Source organism: Vicinamibacterales bacterium, assembly GCA_036504215.1.
In the GTDB taxonomy this organism is placed as follows: Bacteria; Acidobacteriota; Vicinamibacteria; order Vicinamibacterales; family Fen-181; genus FEN-299.
Map to the genome: position 1 here is coordinate 149,914 of DASXVO010000081.1, position 16,439 is coordinate 166,352.

The 16,439-nt window shown below is 66.7% G+C and carries 13 protein-coding genes; 6 read left to right on the forward strand and 7 right to left on the reverse strand.

The features are described 5' to 3' along the window. The first annotated feature begins 4 nt into the window (after positions 1–4). The gene (locus tag VGK32_21965) at positions 5–1,186 is read left to right on the forward strand and encodes a P1 family peptidase (GenBank protein HEY3384434.1); all 1,182 of its coding nucleotides are present in this window, start codon (positions 5–7) and stop codon (positions 1,184–1,186) included. Here VGK32_21965 and VGK32_21970 read toward each other — a convergent pair. The 3 genes from VGK32_21970 to VGK32_21980 are packed head-to-tail and all read right to left on the reverse strand — an operon-like array spanning position 1,176 to position 4,588. Further along, on the reverse strand, positions 1,176–2,585 hold the full coding sequence (locus tag VGK32_21970) for a DUF2079 domain-containing protein (GenBank protein HEY3384435.1): 1,410 nt from the start codon (positions 2,583–2,585) through the stop codon (positions 1,176–1,178). The genes VGK32_21965 and VGK32_21970 overlap by 11 nt on opposite strands. A 41-nt stretch (positions 2,586–2,626) precedes the next feature. Continuing rightward, positions 2,627–3,742: a N(4)-(beta-N-acetylglucosaminyl)-L-asparaginase gene (locus tag VGK32_21975; GenBank protein HEY3384436.1), complete on the reverse strand. Its 1,116-nt coding sequence runs from the start codon at positions 3,740–3,742 to the stop codon at positions 2,627–2,629. Positions 3,743–3,763: 21 nt separating this feature from the next. Further along, positions 3,764–4,588, reverse strand: coding sequence for a creatininase family protein (locus VGK32_21980; GenBank protein ID HEY3384437.1), 825 nt, complete (start codon positions 4,586–4,588; stop codon positions 3,764–3,766). A gap of 125 nt (positions 4,589–4,713) precedes the next feature. Between VGK32_21980 and glgP the strand changes: the two genes are divergently transcribed. The 3 genes from glgP to VGK32_21995 all read left to right on the forward strand — a co-directional run bounded on the left by glgP (position 4,714) and on the right by VGK32_21995 (position 7,851). Next, positions 4,714–6,858 carry an alpha-glucan family phosphorylase gene (gene glgP, locus VGK32_21985; protein ID HEY3384438.1) on the forward strand — a complete coding sequence of 715 codons (2,145 nt, stop codon included), beginning with the start codon at positions 4,714–4,716 and terminating at the stop codon, positions 6,856–6,858. A gap of 13 nt (positions 6,859–6,871) precedes the next feature. After that, the gene (locus VGK32_21990; protein HEY3384439.1) at positions 6,872–7,330 is read left to right on the forward strand and encodes a hypothetical protein; all 459 of its coding nucleotides are present in this window, start codon (positions 6,872–6,874) and stop codon (positions 7,328–7,330) included. 71 nt (positions 7,331–7,401) lie between these two features. After that, a complete protein-coding gene (locus tag VGK32_21995) occupies positions 7,402–7,851 on the forward strand; it encodes a hypothetical protein (protein ID HEY3384440.1) in 450 nt (149 codons plus the stop codon). 411 nt (positions 7,852–8,262) lie between these two features. On the opposite strand, the gene VGK32_22000 is transcribed toward VGK32_21995, so the two are convergent. The 4 genes from VGK32_22000 to VGK32_22015 form a co-directional block, all read right to left on the reverse strand. Beyond that, positions 8,263–10,389 (reverse strand): VWA domain-containing protein, encoded by a 2,127-nt coding sequence (locus tag VGK32_22000; protein ID HEY3384441.1) that lies wholly within the window; start codon positions 10,387–10,389, stop codon positions 8,263–8,265. Positions 10,390–10,464: 75 nt separating this feature from the next. After that, on the reverse strand, positions 10,465–11,901 hold the full coding sequence (locus VGK32_22005; protein HEY3384442.1) for an RtcB family protein: 1,437 nt from the start codon (positions 11,899–11,901) through the stop codon (positions 10,465–10,467). A 66-nt stretch (positions 11,902–11,967) separates the two neighbouring features. Continuing rightward, on the reverse strand, positions 11,968–12,387 hold the full coding sequence (locus tag VGK32_22010; GenBank protein HEY3384443.1) for an archease: 420 nt from the start codon (positions 12,385–12,387) through the stop codon (positions 11,968–11,970). Positions 12,388–12,454: 67 nt separating this feature from the next. Further along, on the reverse strand, positions 12,455–14,362 hold the full coding sequence (locus tag VGK32_22015; protein HEY3384444.1) for a M14 family metallopeptidase: 1,908 nt from the start codon (positions 14,360–14,362) through the stop codon (positions 12,455–12,457). A 168-nt stretch (positions 14,363–14,530) separates the two neighbouring features. On the opposite strand from VGK32_22015, the gene VGK32_22020 reads away from it, so the two are divergent. Both VGK32_22020 and VGK32_22025 read left to right on the forward strand, forming a co-directional pair. After that, positions 14,531–16,066: a Do family serine endopeptidase gene (locus tag VGK32_22020; protein ID HEY3384445.1), complete on the forward strand. Its 1,536-nt coding sequence runs from the start codon at positions 14,531–14,533 to the stop codon at positions 16,064–16,066. Positions 16,067–16,174: 108 nt separating this feature from the next. Beyond that, the coding region (locus tag VGK32_22025) for a hypothetical protein (protein ID HEY3384446.1) at positions 16,175–16,439 on the forward strand (265 nt) is incomplete at its 3' end.

Below are 16,439 nucleotides of genomic sequence, written 5' to 3' on the forward strand. Positions count from 1 at the left end.
AAACATGAAGACACGTTCGCGTTCTCGGCGAGAACTGATCGGAACGGTGGCCGTGGTTGCCTGCCTGGCTGTCGCGGTGGTTGGCCAATCGGGTGCCCCGGGACGGCCTCGGGCACGCGACATGGGGATCGAGGCGGGCGTCTTTCCTGCCGGCCCGCTGAACGCCATCACCGACGTGGCGGGTGTCCGCGTCGGTCATGCGACCGTCATCGAGGGACAGGACGTCCGAACCGGCGTGACGGCCATCCTGCCGCACGACGGCAATCTCTTTCAGGACAAGGTGGCCGGCGCGGTCTTCGTCGGCAATGCGTTCGGCAAGCTCGCCGGCTCCACGCAGGTCGTCGAGCTCGGGACGATCGAGACCCCGATCGTGCTCACCAACACGTTGAGCGTCGGCACGGCGATGGAGGCGGTCGTGGCGTGGACGCTCGCGCAGCCGGGCAATGAGCGCGTGCAATCGGTGAACGCCGTCGTCGGCGAGACGAACGACGGCGGCCTGAACGACATTCGCGGCCTGCACGTGACGCGCGAACACGTGCTCGGCGCCATCAGGCAGGCGACCGGCGGCCCTGTGGCCGAAGGCTCTGTCGGTGCCGGCACCGGCACCCAGTGCTATGGCTGGAAGGGCGGCATCGGCACCTCGTCGCGGGTTCTGCCGGCGCGGCACGGCGGCTACACGGTCGGCGTCCTGGTGCAGACCAACTTCGGTGGAGTGCTGACGATGGCCGGCGCACCCGTGGGGAAGGCACTGGGGCGCTACTCGTACTCGCCGCCAAGACCGGGCGGCCGCGGCGCCTCGCCGAGCCCCGATGGATCGTGTGTCATCGTCGTCGCGACAGACGCCCCGGTCGATGCACGCGACCTGAAGCGCATCGCGGCCAGGGCGATCTACGGTCTGGCCAGGACCGGATCGTCGTACAGCAACGGGAGCGGTGATTTCGCCATCGCCTTCACGACGTCGGCGGAACTCCGCTCACGCTTCGGAGAGGCCGCGCCGAAGGCGCACACCATCCTTCCTCCCGACGGCGTCTCGCCGCTCTTCCAGGCCACGCTCGAGGCGACCGAGGAGGCGGTCTACAACTCGCTGCTGCGAGCGACAACCGTCACCTCGACGCGCGGAACCGCGGATGCAATTCCGATCGACGCCGTGCGCGAGGTCCTGAAGAGGGCGGGCGTCACGAAGTAGGGGCGGTTCCGTGGAAAGACGGCTGCAGGGCCTGCGGGTGGCGCAAGACCAGCCACCCGTTTTCCTCGAAGACGACCTCGTAGCCTCGCTGCCGACGCTCGGCCAGCCACACCAGCACCGCGGCCGGATCGGCCGCCGGCCACGGACTCGTGTCGGCCGCCGCGACGACGAACTCCGCGTCAGGCGCCCGTGCATCGAGCATGTAGATTCGGTCGCGATGGCTCAAGTGGGGCACGACCGAGGCCTGCGCGACGACGGACGCCGTCGGCGGAATCATCGCGATCGCGCGCGCGCCGCTCCGCTCGAAGGACGTGAAGCGATAGGGCGCCGGGCTGAGCAGCTTCCAGTGCGGCAGGTGCCCGGGCACGAAGGCCGAGACGACGAGGCACGTGCCGACGAGGGCGCCCACGGTTCGGCCGCTCGGTCTGGCGGCCGCCTCGATCCGCCGGGCGATTCGACCGAGCGTGTCACCCGCACTCATCACCAGGATCGGAGCGAGTGGCGCGGAGTAGTGGAAGCTCGGGCCCCAGTGGTAGGGACTCGCCGAGAGGAACCGTTCGAGGACCAGGGGCACGGCCAGGAGAACGAGCGGCGAGCCGAGCGAGAGGAATGCGAATGGCGCCAGCCAACTCACGATCGTCACCAGCTTGATCGGCGGCTCGACGAGCGCCCTGAAGGCCAGCCAGGGTTCGCGGATCAGGTGCGCGTAGGTGTCCACGTAGCCGTAGCCGACCCCCGATCCGAAGAATGGGATGACCACCCGCAGCACGACGAGGAAGGCGGCCAGGCCGGACAACGCGAGTGCCGCCCCGCGCACGCGCTCTCCGCGCCACATCAGGTAAACACCGAAACAGGCGAGCACCGGCAGGAGATCTTCCTTGACGAGCGCCAGCAGGACGCCAGCGCCCCAGAAGAGACGCCAGCGCCCACGGTCGATCGCCAGAATCATCGTCGCGATCAGCAGCGGCGCGAAGGCGAGTTCGTGCACGTCGAATTCCGCCGTCCGCTGCAGCGCCCAGAACAGAGCGTAGGAAGTTGCCAGCACAACGCTCGGGCCGCGGGGCAGCCGGCCCCGGAGGTAGACGAAGACCGGCACGACCGACAGCGCGAGCAGGCAGGCCTGAGCGACAATCAGGCTCTCGGCTGCGGGAACCAGCCAGAACACCGGCACGAACAGCGCGAGGATCGGGTGGAAGTGGTCGCCGAAGATGTTCGCCACTCCCCTGATCGAGCTGGACGGACGCTCGAAGCGGCTGAGGTGCCACACGACCTGGTCGAAGATGCCGAGATCGAAGGCGCTGCTGCCGAAGTGCCAGTGGCGCAGCAGCCCGACGGCGGCGTACATGGCCGCCGCCAGTACCACCAGGACCGCAATCGCGAGCCGATCGATGCGTGTCATCGGCTCGGTCGTTGCACCGCCAGCCGCACCGGGATGACTACTCAAGCCTCCGGCTCTCCGTTGAACAACGCCTCGATCGGCAGCGTCTGCGCGCCGTTCTCCGTGCAGACCGCGAATTTCGACGGGTACATCCCGACCCCGGCGTACTCGCCCTTGGCGTTGAGGATGTAGAAATCGATGCCGAAATTCGGAAGGCCGCGGCTGTTGAGCAGCCGCTTCTCGACGGTGTTCGCCGTGATTCGCCTGAGCGCGTCGATTCCCGCGTCTTTCGGGTGCATGCCGCGGCGCATGTTCTCCACGATCAGGAACGAACTGAGATTGTAGAGGTTCGCCTCGCCGCGCCCGGTCGAACCGGCGGCCCCCACGGCGTTGTCCACGTAGAGCCCGGCACCGAGGATCGGGGAATCGCCCAGGCGTCCCGATATCTTCCAGGACAGTCCGCTCGTCGTCGTCACGCCGCAGATCTCCCCCTTGGGGCTGAGGCCGTCGCAGTTGATCGTGCCGTAATAGTGATGCGGGTCGATCCCCAGCTCCCGGATGATGGCCATGCCGATCTTCTTCATCTCGATCGCGCGGTCCTCGGGCTTCAGGTAGTGCAGCGGGTCGGTCCTCCGCTTCCAGTCCAGCCACGCCTTGCGCGAGGCGTCGGTGTTGAGGTCGGCCAGGATCTCGAATCCGAGCTTCCGGGCGAATTCCTGCGCCCCCTTGCCGGCGATCAGGTGGTGGTCGGTGAGGTCCGCAACGGCCCGCGCGACGAGCGAGGGCGTCTTCACGCCTTCGAGGGCCGCCACGCCGCCGGCCCGCTTCTTCGGTCCGTGCATGCAGCACGAGTCGAGTTGCAGGACACCGTCCGCGTTCGGGAGCGCGCCATATCCGACCGTCATGTCCTCGGGATCCAGTTCGTTCAGGTTCACGGCCGCGATGACCGCATCGAGCACGTCGCCCCCGGCGGTGATCGTCGCGAACGCCTTCTCGACGCCCGTCTGCCGCCCGCCGTTCTTGTACTTGTTGCCGTTGGCCGAACTCACCACGAGCGGCTTGGCGCTCTTCGGCGTCATCACCATCGGCGCCTGGCCGAACAGCGTCTTCGGACTGGCGGCCGCCACGGCCACGGCCGCCCCGGTCTGTACGAACTGTCGACGATCGATCTTGGTCATGTGAGTTCCCCTCCGCCTTCGTCAGAGCCCCGCCAGGTCCCACCGCTTGATGATATCGAGCACCAGTTGCGCCACCTTCTCGTTCGCCCTCTGGTAGTAGATCTTCGCCTTGATCGGGTCGAATTTCGGGTAGCCCTGCCCGGGCTTGTAGAGCAGGATGCTCGACGGGCTGGGATACGCGGCCCACGCACCGGGCGGCGGGTTCGGGATGGCCATCTCCGGCCCCGAGTACCTCTCCTTGTGAACGAGCGTCGGATCGACCGCCATGATGTAGGCGTTCTCGTTCTCGCCCGCGTGCCCGCCGTCCTCGCCAAACACGTCGAGCGTCACGTCGGAGCAGAATGTCCACCAGTTGATGACGAGCGTACGCACGCCGGCCTCGCGGCCGACCTCGGCTGCGACGGCGTTCAACACGGCGGACTGACCGCCGCCGTGACCGTTGACGAGGATGATGTTCTTGAACTTGTTCTTCGCAAGGCCGAGCACAACGGCCCGGATGTACGGTCGGTACGCCTCTTCCGGAACGGTCAGGCCGCCGGGATACGCGTCGAGCGATCCGGTGAAGCCGTACGGGACGACCGGGGCGACGAGGGCATTGACCTTCGGTGCGATCTCACGCGCCATCGCGAGCGGCGCCAGGATATCGGTCCCGTTGGCCGCCGCGCCGTGCGCCTCGAGCGTGCCGATGGGCAAGATCACGGTCGAGATCTTCGCCGGCACCAGTTCGCGAACCTCCATCCAATTCAGGCGTTCCAGTTCGCGACTCGACGGCGTCTGTCCCGCAGCGATGCACGGCGCCAGCAGCAGCGCAAGAGCAGCGAGGATCGGCAGGGGATGACGATGCATAGGGCAACTCCCGGGTGGCAGATGTTCCGAGGGCGGCCCAGTTTACCACTGCCGCGCCATTGACGGCCCGCGACCCGGGCAGATACGATTCGGGGTGGCTCCCCGCGACTGACGGCCAACGACACATGGAACGATATCCCGGTCTGCCTCCGATTCCCGAACGTATTCACCGGCTCGAAGAGCTTGCGTGCGATCTCTGGTGGAGCTGGCACTACCGCGCCCGTGACGTGTTCCGGCGTCTCGACTACCAGCTCTGGCGCGATGTGGCACACAACCCGGTCCGAATGCTGCGGCTGATCGGCCGCGACCGCCTGGCGCGCGTGGCCACCGACCCGTCCTTCCTCGCGATCTACGACAGCGTGATCCACGACATGGATCTGGCGCGCGCGGCGCGGGACACCTGGTGGGGCCAGCGCTTCGCGTCGACGGTTCCCGAGGCCCACATCGCGTACTTTTCCGCTGAGTTCGCCGTGCACCAGTCGCTGCCGCTCTACGCGGGCGGCCTCGGCGTGCTGGCCGGTGACACCTGCAAGGAAGCCAGCGACCTCGGCGTCCCGCTGGTCGGGATCGGCTTCATGTACCCGCAGGGTTACTTCCACCAGCACCTCTCCGCGGAAGGCTGGCAGGAGGAGGCGTACGAGCGGCTCGACTGGCTCGACGCGCCCATCGAGCCCGCGGTGCGAACCGACGGCACGCCCTGCGTGGTCGCGGTCCCGCTCGGCGACCGCACGGTGCTGGCCGCCGTGTGGATCGTGCGGGCCGGGCGCGTGACGCTGTTGTTGCTCGACACCGACCTCCCCGAAAACGCCCCGTGGGACCGCGAACTGTCGGCCCGTCTGTACGCAGGCAACCAGGAAACGCGCATCCAGCAGGAGATCGTCCTCGGCCTCGGCGGCGTGCGCGCCTTGCACGCGATGGGCATCGAACCGACCGTCTGGCACCTCAACGAGGGCCACGCCGCCTTCGTGGTCCTGCAGCGCGTGCGCGAGGCGCTCGAGCGCGGCATGCCGTTCGACGAGGCGGTGACCGAAGTACGGCGGACGACAATCTTCACGACGCACACCCCGGTGCCCGCCGGCCACGACGCCTTCCCGTTTCACCTCGTCGAAACCTACCTGGCGGGCGCGTGGGGCAGCCTCGGCGGTCTCCGGGACAAGTTCCTCGCCCTCGGCGCCTACGACAACGGCAACGGCAACGGCACGATGTTCAACATGACCGCGCTGGCGATCCGGTCGGCCGGCGCAGTGAACGCCGTCAGCCAGTTGCACCGCGACGTCACGCGCAACATGTGGGCGCCAATCTGGTCGAACACGCCAGCCGGCGAGGGCCCCGTTCAGAACATCACGAACGGCGTCCACGTGCCGACGTGGATCGCGGCGGAATTGTCGAAGCTGTTCGAGAGTTATGTGGCGCCCGACTGGCGTCTGCGTCACGACGATCCGCAACTCTGGGACGCGGTGCATGCCATCCCCGACGAGGAGTTGTGGGCGGTGCGGCAGTCGCTGCGCCACTACCTGTTCGCCTTCATCCGCGAGCGGGCGCGCATCCGCTGGATCGAGGAACACGTCGGTCCCGGGCAGGTGGTCGCGGCCGGCACGCTGCTGAACCCGGATGCGCTGACGATCGGCTTCGCGCGGCGCTTCACCGCCTACAAGCGGCCGGAACTCCTGTTCCACGACCCGGACCGCCTGGCCCGAATCCTGTCCGGGATTCGGCAGCCGGTACAGATCCTGTTCGCCGGCAAGTCGCATCCCGCGGACGACTCGGGCAAGCATCATCTGCAGAGGATCTACAAGCGGGCGATGGGGCAGGACTTCGGCGGCCGTATCGCCTTCATCGACGACTACGACCTGCACGTTGCGCACTTTCTCGTCCAGGGATGCGACGTGTGGCTCAACACCCCCCGCAAGCCGCTCGAGGCCAGCGGCACCAGCGGCATGAAAGCCGCGGTCAACGGCGTGCCCCACCTGAGCATCGGCGATGGCTGGTGGGCCGAGGGCTGCACCGGTTCGAACGGGTGGCTGATCGAGGGCGGGTGCACGAGCAACGACCCCGCGGAAGTGGATGCGGCCGACGCCGAGGCGCTCTACCGGCTCCTCGAGGGGGAAATCGTGCCGACCTTCCACGATCGTGACGCGAGCGGCGTCCCACACGCCTGGCTGCACGTGGTGAAGGAGTCAATCCGGACGGTGATGCCGAACTTCAGTGCCCGCCGCATGATGAAACAGTACGTCGAGACCATGTACGCGCCCGCCCTGAAGCGGGGATGATAGAATCGTCGGGATGCCACGAAAGTCGGTCGCCAAGACACGGTGCGCGCTCTGCGGTGCCAAGGACGTCTCGGAACCTCGCGGTGAGGAACGCTACTGCCGCGACTGCTGGGACAAGAAGATTGCCGTCGAGGAAATCGTCGCGCGAGAGTTCGCGCTGAAGCGGTACATCCGGGCGCACTCCGCCGAGAAGTACCTCGTCTACCACTCCACCATCAAGCGCCCCTGCGGCCAAATCATCGTCATCGACGATGGGTACGACCTGTTCCTGACGATCACCCTGTACCCGAACTTCTCGTGGGACGAACCGGCCTACCACCTCGAGGGCGACCCCGAAGGGCGGACCTTCGCAGAGATCCTCGTGGACGTCGTCGCAACCGAGGTCATCGAGCCGTGGGGCGGCGGCAAGTGGCACCTGGAAATCTTCCGGTCCGCGGCGGCAGAGCCCGAGGACTGGAACGGCGAGATGTAAATCTCTATAATCTTCCCGACTCGGCAGGCAGAGTGCCGCCGGGCCCAGACATGTGCCCCCGGGAGGATTCCATGTTTCGCCTTAATCGCGCTCTTCTGGCGCTCACCCTCGTGGCCGCCCTCTTCGCCGGGGTGTCGGCCGCCTATGCGCAGGCCGCTGCTCCTGCGCAGGCGACGCCGCCCCCGACACAGACCAGATTCGTGGATGTGGTGCGCGGCCCCGCCGACATCCAGTATCTCAAGCCGGTCGTCAAGCTCAACAAGGACATCATCGTGACGACCATCCAGGTGAAGAACGTCTCGCCGAAGGCGATTGCCCGCCTGACGATCGAGGAGTTCTGGTGGGACAAGAACAACAACCCGGTGAGCGGTGACAAGAAGTTCCTCAAGAAGCCGCTGATGGCCGGCGAAGTGGCCACCATCACGTTGGAGACGCCGAAGAGCGCCAACATGAACCGGAACAACTACAAGTTCTCGCACGCTAACGGCGACATCAAGCCGAAGCAGGTGAACAAGTTCTAGCGCGGGCACGGCACGACCAGCACGAGTGGTCTGGCGCGACAGGTGCTGTAAGGTGCTGCGGGTGCTGCAGGTGCTGCGGGTGCTGCAGGTGCAAGTGCTAATGGTGCTAATGGTGCTAATGGTGCCGGAGGTGCAGCACCCACGGCACCTCTGGCGCCCTCAACACGTCGAGCATTCTGCCCGCAGCACCTGCCGCACCCCTGGCACCGCCGGCACTGCACATCCAGCAGCTCCAGCACCGCACGTCCGGCACCGCACCCGCAGCACCACCAGCACCGCCAGCACCCCCAGCACCGCACCCGCAGCACCACCAGCACCCGCAGCACCACCAGCACCGCCAGCACCACCAGCACCGCCAGCACCCCCAGCACCTGCTGCTCGTGCCGGCGCCCGTGCTGCTGCCGCCGCACATCACTGCGTAACCCGTATCTGCACTTCCCTGCTGACCGTCGGTCCCTTGGCGAGGCGCGAGCGCGCTTCCACCTTCACGACGTAGAGCCCCGGTGACAACCCTTTCAAGGGGATTTTCGCGGTGTAGCCGTAGCCGCCCCGTGCCCCGCCGAGTTCGCTGCTCGACCGCTCGTCCTCGTGCTTGTACAGTTCCCGTCCATCGTCCGACCGCAGGGTCGTGGCGATGTCCACCCGGTGTGGCGTCTTGCCCTGATTGTCGTAGATCTCCGAGAGCACCGTCAGTTCCTCGCCGACGCGAAAGTCGCGGACGACAGTCACCGGCCCGGGGAGGAGCTTCCGGAGTTGATCCTCGCCCTCGCCGGACACCGACGGCGTGAGCCCCGACAGCGTCGAGGTGAAGACGAGGCCGCTCATCGACATCGCGCCGGCGGTGAAGTCGGGAACGTCCAACTCGTAATGGACCGCACCGGTGGCCTGCCGGTTCACATCCATGGCCGCGATGCGGAGTTGATAGTGTCCGGGCGGCAGATCGAGGCGCGAGGTGACCCGGATGCCGGTTTGCGCGACGAGCGCGTAGGTCTGCGGCTTGAGCGGCATCCGAACCTTGTTGGTCACGCCGTTCTTGACCTTGCCGTCCTTGTCGAGCGCGATCACCGACAACTCGACCGTGTCCTCGAACCGCCCGTCCTTCTCGGTGAACTTCAGGTCACGCCCATCGGCATGGACGACCAGCGACACCGAGGCGCTCGTCCCGGAACCCCTGAACGGAGCGGCGAAGGCCGTGAGGCGCAGGCCCGGCAACGGCAACGGACTGTTCAACGCCTCCCTGAGGACGGGCGACGTCCCTTCCTTGGCATCCAGTGTCCGCGTGGCCGATGCCCTGCCGCGCGGTGCCACATAACCCTTGCGCGCGCGCACCCGGAACCCCGGCTTGTTGATCCGGACCTCGATCTTCCGGAACCGGCCGTCCCGCTTGTCGTTCGTCGGGTAGTAGCCGAGCACGTAGTACGAACTGTTCTCCTGCCGGATCCGGTCGAACGTGCTCACGAAGTCGTTCGAGTTGAGCGCAGCGAAGCCACCGGTCTCGTCGGCGAGCACGCGGAGGCTGTCCTGCTGCAGCCGGAACTCGTCCTGCATCCCCTGCGCGTTGAGGCGGAGCGACGGATCCGCGTCGATGGGCGGCCCCTGATTCTCGGCGCCCATGCCGGCAAAGCTCGACAGGCCGCGGGGGTCGATGCTGTAGACGACCACGTTCGCCCGGGTGGCGGCGGCGACGGCGTCGAGTGAATCCTGCCGGATATCGTTCGCCGACTGGTTCTCGAACGGGTCGGTGATGTCGTAGTCGATGCCCTCGCTGAACAGGACGAGCGCTTTGCGCCGGCCGTGGATGCTGGCCATGAAATCCGACGCCTGGCGGAGCGTGTCGAGCGTGGCCGTGGCGTTGTGCGCGCGCTCGTAGGTGTCGATGTCGCGAGGCTTGTCGCTCGCCAGACCCGTTCCGGCCGTGGCGTTGTAGTCATCGATCTTGTTGAGCGTTGCGGACCGGAGCGAGCGTCCCATGAAGCGGTCCACCGCCGCGAGCAGCAGACGCTTGTTGTTCGTGAAGTCCTGCGACGCGTCTCCGCCGGTGCTGATGACGGCCGCTCGATCGTTGGCGGCAACCGAGGTCTCGATGAATTTCTTCGCGGCCTTCCGCACCCACGCCGAGTGGAGCGCCTCGGTGTGCAGCGCATCGAGCACGATCAGGTACAGGCGACCGTCCGACTGGTCGGCGTTGGTCGCCACGTCGGGTTCGATCGGCTGCTTCACGAACAGCGGCGAATCGGGCCGCTCCATCGGGATCTCGACGAGGCTGAAGTTCGTGATGGTCTGCGGCTTGCCGTCCTCGAACACCTGAAAGTCGTTCGGCCGCAGATTCCCGGCGAAACTCCCCTTCGCGTCGGTCACGACCGCGTCCACTTCGACGTAGTTGATCTCGACCTTGAAGGTGATCGGCGGCGTCTGTCGGTCCGGCTGCGGCTGCGGAGCCGCGGCCTGGCGTGCGAACAGTCCGACGCCGAGCAGCGCGACGAGAACCAGGGAGAACATCAGGAGCCGCACACGGCTCGAGAGCAGCAACCTTCGCATAGATATGACCCGCTCGTTCGTGAATAGGCAGACTGGCGCCTACGATTATAGACGTTCGGCACGATGTGTTGGCCGCTACCCCTTGATGACGCCGAGTGGACGAAGTTGGGCCACGCGCGTGCTGATGCCGGCGCGGTGGACGATGTCCACGACTTCCGAGACGTCCTTGTAGGCTTCCGGCATTTCTTCGGCCACCGTGGCCATTCCGGCGGCCATGACGACGACACCGCGGTCCTCCATCTCCTGGCGGAGCGACCGGCCGCGGACCGCCTGCCGGGCGGCCGACCGGCTCAGCCGGCGGCCGGCCCCATGGCACGTGGACCCGAAGGTGTGGCCGAAGGCGGTATCGGTGCCGACGAGCACGTACGAGTAGCGACCCATGTCGCCAGGAATCAGGACCGGCTGGCCGACAGCGCGATACAGGGCGGGCGTCTGGAAATGCCCGGCCGGGTACGCGCGAGTGGCCCCCTTGCGGTGCACGCACACCCGGCGCTCCTTCCCGCCGATGGTGAAGGTCTCGAACTTGGCGATGTTGTGGCAGACGTCGTAGACCGAGCAGAGGCCGGTTCGGTCGGGCGCAACGCCGAGGCCCGCGGCGACGCTCTCGCGCACCCAGTGACTCATCACCTGGCGGTTGGCGAACGCGAAGTTGGCCGCGGCCGCCATGGCGGCAAGATACGATCGCGCTTCGGGCGATCCGAGCGGCGCGCAACACAGTTGGCGGTCTGGCAGATCGATCCCGTACTTGCGCGCAGCCGCGATCATCACCCGCAGGTGGTCCTCGCACACCTGGTGCCCGAGACCACGCGATCCGCTGTGGATCATCACGGTGATCTGCTCGGGGAACAACCCGAACGCCTGCGCGACCGCCTCGTCGTAGATCTCGGCGACGTACTGAATCTCGGCGAAGTGATTGCCCGAACCGAGAGTGCCCATCTGTGGCTGGCCGCGCTCGCGCGCCCGCGGCGAGACCTGGTCCGGATCGGCGCCGTCGATGCGGCCCTGCTCTTCGATTCGCTCCAGGTCGGCGGCGTCACCAAATCCCCGGCGCACGGCCCACCCGGCACCGGTCTCCAGCACCCCGCGCAAGTCCTTTGGCGACAACTTCACGTCGCGACGATGGGCGCCGACGCCGGTCGGCACGCTGCGGTACATCTGCGCCACGATCTCACGAAGGTGCGGCAGCACTTCGTCGCGCGTCAGGCTCGACCGCAGCATCCGAACGCCGCAGTTGATGTCGTAGCCAACGCCACCCGGCGACACCACCCCCTCGTCCGCGTCCATGGCGGCGACGCCGCCGATGGGGAACCCGTAACCCCAGTGGATGTCCGGCATCGCGAGCGCCGGCTGGATGATGCCCGGCAGATGGGCGACGTTCACGAGCTGCTGCAGGCTCTGATCGTTCCCGGTGTCGCGCATCATCCGCTCGTCGGCGTAGACGACCGCATCGACACGCATACCGCCAGTTTTCGGAATTCGCCAGCGAACCTCGTCGAGCTGTTCGAGTTCCATGACGGCCCTCATCCGGAAGTGAAGCACCACGAACGCCCGGATCGCCGAGCCGGTCCGACTCTCGACTCAGATGTCGAGAATCACTCGCGCCTCCCAGCCATCGGGGGTTTCCGCGACTCGCAACTGATGGTAGGTGATCCCCTTCACGAGCACCTTCACCGGCAACCGCGCGGCGGCGCCGCGCTCTCCACGCACGGTCGCGCGCAGACGAAGCACCGCGCCCTCCGGTTCGACCGTGATCGAGGCATCCCGCCCGACAAACCCGGCCGTGTCGAAGTGGTAGAGCAGCTCGCTCAGCCAATCGACGAGAAGGAGGTCGGTGTCGGCCGTCACCAACTCGATCGCCAGCGCGTCATCAGCGCGAAGCGCATCCAGTTCGAGGATAGAGTCCCAGAATGCGCGGGCCGCCTCGACGAACAGCTCGTCCAGCGAAGCGGCCCGGAGGTCGATGCCGATGTCGGCCGTGTGAGCGAAGAACGTGTACATCGTGCTGGCGGTGCTGGTGGTGCGCCCGGTACCGAGGGCGCGCCCAGCGGCCGCGCATCCGGCACCTCTACGATCCGACCGCGATCTCCTTCTTGTCGATGCCGCCCCGTGTCGAACTCACCGCCACACTGGCCTTTCCCGCCCCCTTGATCTGCCAGCTCACGGTACGCGTCTCGCCCGGCTTGAGCGACCCGACCTCGATCGCCCGCTGCTGCGCCGCCTTTCCCTGGGCCGGCTTGCTCAACTCCTGCCCCTTGTCGAGCGTGAGCGTCAGCGTGTCCGGCCTGACGATCTTGACCCGCTTGGCAATCTCGAGCGCGGTCGGCATCAGGCCATCATTCGTCACCGTGGCCTGCACCTCGAACAGTTGGTCGGCGGGGGCCGTGCCCTTCACCGGCGCGACCGTGACGGCGGACAGCGTGACGTGGGGAAGTTGCTGCGCCAGATAGAGGTTGAACAGCGCCTCGTTCTTGGCCCACGTCTCGAGCAGATCGGGCGGCGGGTTCTGGCTCCAGAACTTCGGATTCCAGCCGCCGATCTCGACGTCTCCAAGCTGCGGGTGCCTGAACGGCGTCCAGTCCTTGAAGTCCCCCTTGGCCGGGCGGTTCTCGTCATACCACCGCAGGACTTCGAGTTCGTCGATGCGCCCGTCCTTGTTGTAGTCCACGAACCGGCCGCCGTTCCAGATCTCGTCGCCGTACCAAATGGCGCCGAAGTAGAGATATCCGAAATCGGGTCCGTGGCCGAACAGTGGTTCGTCGCGGGACGGCTCGCCGGTGAACGGATTCACTCCGCTGCGGGTGGCGTAGACATGATAGACGTCACCGGCCCATGGATAGCCGGTGATTCGGAGCCCTTCCTTGTCGAACTTGTTGAAGAGCGCCGCGTCCTCGGGGAACATCGCCTCCTCGGTCTTCGCCGTGGACGGCCCACGCAGCAGCATCGGCACGGCGGTGTCGAGCGACTGGACGATGGCCACGTTCGGGTGCGCCATGAGGAACGAGAAGACCGCGCGTGTCTCGGGCTCGGACAGCGGGTACTCCCCGGCGCCGCCCTGCGTCCATCCGCGCCCGGTGTCCTCGCTCATCGGGCGCCAGTTGCCCGGGTAGTTGCGGTGCAGGTCGAGGCCGCCGATGCCATCCTCGTTGTAGCGGCCGTCGCCGTCGTTGTCAATCCCTTCGGAATACTGCAGGTAGTCGCCCTCTCCCTGGGGCACCCGCTTCATCGCGCGCCCGGTCGGATCCTTGGGGTCCTTGGTGGCGTTGCCCTTCCCGGCGCCCACGAACTTCCGCATCTGCCTGATGAACCCGTCGCCATCGAGGTCCTCCGGCGGGTCCTCGTCCATCAACCCATCCCCGTCGTCGTCGTACGGCCGGACCGTGCTGCGGCTCGCTTGTGCCGTATGCTGATAGAGGGCGTTGCCGTCGGGATCGTTGTTGGGCTTGCAGTACAGCGCGCGGCCATCGACGAGCTTCGTGATGGCGGGGTCCTTCCCGTAGTTCGTGAGCACGTGGTTGATGAAGTAGAGCACCGTCTCGATACCGGTGATCTCGCCGGCGTGGCGTCCGCCCTCGAGGAAGAACGCGGGCTTGTCGGTGTCCTTGCCGGTCTTGCGGTTGGTAATCGTGATCTGCCAGATGTCACGCCCTTCGAACGACTTGCCAACCGAGTACAGGTCCACCAGGTCGGGATAGTCGTGCGCCCACCTCTGGAGGAACGCGGTGGCTTCCTCGAGCGAGTGGTAGTGCTGGAAGTCCAGCTTCCCGGGCTCGAGCGGCTTCATCTGCGGGTAGTCCACGACCGGGAAGATCGATACGCCGTCGCGGATGCCCCCGACGTGGTGCATCGCAGGGCCCTTGGACGGCGGTTGCTGACCCTGCCGGCCGCCGCGCCCCTGCGGAACGGCCAGCAGAAGGGCGCTGGCGCAGCCGACCAGGAGACCGAGGGTGAGCCAGAAGCCTGAACGTGTCGTCACGGGATTCCTCCACAAGGGGCAGACCGTTGGGTGGGGTGCGGCGTCAAACTATAGAACCAGTCGTGCTTTGTCAATTCGGCATGGGTATACTTGACCCATGAGCCTTCAGCCCTGAGCCGGCCCGCCGTGCGGCCAAGGGGTTGTATTGTCAGCTCGTCGGAGGAATCGATGCCAAGTCGCAAGATTTCCGTGTTCTACGCCGTGATGATCGCGGTCGCGTGCCTCGCGATCGGGATGGTCCTCGCGTCCCGTCTCGATCTCGCGTCGCAGTCGGCTGCGCAGACGATCGCGGTGCCGGCGATGAACAGTGCGCCGCTCAGCGGACCGGTGGACGCCGCGACGTTTCGCAACATCGCCAAGGCCGCGACGCCGTTTGTCGTGAACATCCGGACGAAGGCCAAGCGAAAGGCGCAGGACATCAGCGACTTCTTCGGCGGCGACGATCCGTTCCACGGATTCTTCGGCACGCCGCAGGGGCCGGGACGCGGCGGCCGCCAGCGCGATCAGGTCGTGGAGGCGGCAGGCACCGGGTTCGTGATCAGCAAGGACGGCCTGATTCTCACCAACAACCACGTCGTGGACGGCGCGACGGACATCTGGGTGGCCTTTGGCGAGAACCAGTACGACCAGGAAGAATACAAGGCGAAGCTCGTCGGCCGCGATCAGCTCACCGATAGCGCGCTGATCCAGCTCGATGAGAAACCCAGCCGCGCGCTCGTCGAGGCGAAGTTCGGCGACTCGAGCCAGATGCAGACCGGCGACTGGGTCATGGCGATCGGTAACCCGTTCGGCCTGGCACACACCGTCACCGTCGGCGTCATCAGCGCCACCAAGCGCCCGTTCCAGACGGCCGAGCAGCGGTCGCAGGACGTCCTGCAGACCGACGCGGCCATCAACCCCGGCAACTCGGGCGGACCGCTGCTGAACATCCGCGGCGAGGTCATCGGCATCAACACGGCGATCCTCTCGAACAGCCGATCGGAGGGGAACATCGGCATCGGCTTCGCGATCCCGATCAATCTCGTGCGCGAACTCCTGCCGCAGTTGCGCACCGGAAAGATCGTGCGCGGCCGGATTGGCGTGCAGGTGCAGGACGTGCCACGAGAACTGGTCGCGGAGCTCGGCCTCAAGCAGCGAACGGGCGCACTGGTGGCGTCGGTGGAAGCTGATCATCCGGCATCTAAGGCGGGCGTCGTCCCAGGCGACGTCATCATCGAGTTCAACGGCAGGCCGGTCATCAACCGGGACGAGCTGATCCGATTGGTCACCACCACCAAACCCGGCACGATCGTTCCGATGAAGATCCTGCACGACAAGGTCGAGAAGACGGTCAACATCACCGTCGAAGAACTGGACCTCGAGGCGGAGACCGGGGCGAGGGTGGGCGCCCAGGGCGGGAACGAAGAGGGCAGCACCGGGTTCGGCGTGACGCTGAGCAACCTGACGCCGGCCATGGCTCGCCAGCTCCGCCTGCCGCCGGGGACGACCGGGGCCGTCATCACCGACGTGGATCCAGGCAGCGCGGCAGAGAGCGGCGGCCTCGCGCAGTACGACGTCATCCTGAAGGTGAACGGCCAGGCGGTCACGAGTTCCGCCGAAGCCAGCCGCCTGCTCCAAAAGGTCCCATCCGGCGGCCGCGCGATGCTGCTCGTCTGGAAGACCCGGCAGAACCAGGAACTGTTCCTGACGATCAAGAAGGAATAGCGCGTCGAGACGTCACGCGTGGAATTCGAACCGTAGGCTGCGACGGCGGAGAATGGAGGGCCGAGGCTCTCCGTTCTCCGTTTTCTTTTTCCGCTCCGTGCGTCCCCCATGCCTTCCCCTCTTCTATCCATCATCGTGGACCGTATCCGCACCAACGGGCCGATGACCGTGGCGGACTACGTCGAGGCGGCGCTGTACCATCCGGAGTTCGGGTACTACGCCAGCTCGGTGCAGCGGTCGGGGCGGGGGGGGGACTTCTTCACGAGCGTCGATCTCGGATCGCTGTTCGGCGAACTGCTCGCCGTGCAGGTGGCGGAGATGGCGCGGATCCTCGCCACCCACGAGCGTCAGACTGAGTGGCACGGGCGTCTCG